The sequence below is a fragment of the Streptomyces sp. NPDC028991 genome (assembly GCF_055564775.1).
Window position 1 is genome coordinate 1 of the sequence record NZ_JBVHVP010000072.1, and the last position, 1,198, is coordinate 1,198.

2 protein-coding genes are annotated in these 1,198 nt (G+C 58.9%); one reads left to right on the plus strand and one right to left on the minus strand.

Translation table 11 applies throughout. The annotated features are described in order from the left end of the window. The first annotated feature begins 427 nt into the window (after window positions 1-427). The gene (locus ACZ4V1_RS35865) at window positions 428-832 is read left to right on the plus strand and encodes an acyl-CoA thioesterase (RefSeq protein ID WP_003176975.1); all 405 of its coding nucleotides are present in this window, start codon (window positions 428-430) and stop codon (window positions 830-832) included. Here ACZ4V1_RS35865 and ACZ4V1_RS35870 read toward each other — a convergent pair. Then, the coding region (locus tag ACZ4V1_RS35870; protein WP_468345363.1) for a helix-hairpin-helix domain-containing protein at window positions 818-1,198 on the minus strand (381 nt) is incomplete at its 5' end. The two genes, ACZ4V1_RS35865 and ACZ4V1_RS35870, sit on opposite strands and share 15 nt — an antisense overlap.

Here is a 1,198-nt window from a genome sequence, read left to right on the forward strand (position 1 = left end):
GGCAAGCCCGGGACTTGCGGCAGGCTTGGCAAGATAGCAAATCGCTTGAAAAAGCACAGCGTTGGGCCGTTAACAGTTCAGATAAGCGAAATATTCCCGTAGCAGAAGCGCAATTAGCATGAGCAGGAGCACAGTTGCCGGAAAAAGCCGCGATACAGCCTCTATTTACCGACCAAATGAGCGCCGGGAGGTCGTCGTGGCGCCGACGGCTCGATATACTCGCCCATTGCAAGCGCCAGACCCGCATCCTTGAGGGGCTGCTGTGCCAAAACGCCGTTGGTGTCCCTCCAGCCGATTTGGCAGAGTTTCCCTTTAGTACGCCTTACGAGAAACGCATCGAGCGGTGTATGTTGGTGCTGAAACGTTTTTCCAGAGACGGCTATCCACTTGAAATACCCATAAAGCGTCACGGGTCAGAGGCACCGGCATGATCGAACTCGAACAAGAAGATCCTATCCCGCAAGGCGATCTCGCCCTGCAAATTACCGCACTCCCGCGTGAAACCAACGGTTTCGGCGACATCTTCGGCGGCTGGCTGGTCGCGCAGATGGACTTGGCCGGCACGGCCATGGCGAGCAAGGTTGCCGGTGGCCGCGTCGCGACCGTGGCGATTGATCGCATGGCATTCCTGGTGCCAGTGGCCGTCGGCGCGCAGTTGTCCTTCTATACCCAGGCCCTGGAAATCGGCCGCAGCTCGATCCAGATGATGGTCGAAGTGTGGAGCGACGACCCGCTGTCCAGCGAATGGCGCAAAGTCACCGAGGCGGTGTTTGTGTTTGTTGCCATTGATGGCAGCGGTCGCACCCGGTCGGTTCCGTCACGGGCGCGTTAAACATCGCGACGTTTTGACGGTCCATTGCCCCATTGTCTGCCATTGAGAGCGTGCGACTTTTTTCAGCGCTGCACGGGTCTTGAACGCACCGTTTTCGTCGCGGTGGGTCACGATGTTCTGTGCCAGGGTGGCGTTAAGGCCGGAAATTCGGGCCAACAGCGCTACCGAGGCGGTGTTCACATCCACACCGACCTTGTTCACGCAGTCTTCCACTACTGCATCCAGGCCGCGTGCCAGTTTCAGCTGCGACACGTCGTGCTGGTACTGGCCGACGCCGATGGATTTCGGATCGATCTTCACCAGTTCGGCCAATGGATCCTGCAGGCGGCGAGCGATGGACACGGCGCCACGGATCGACACGTCGAG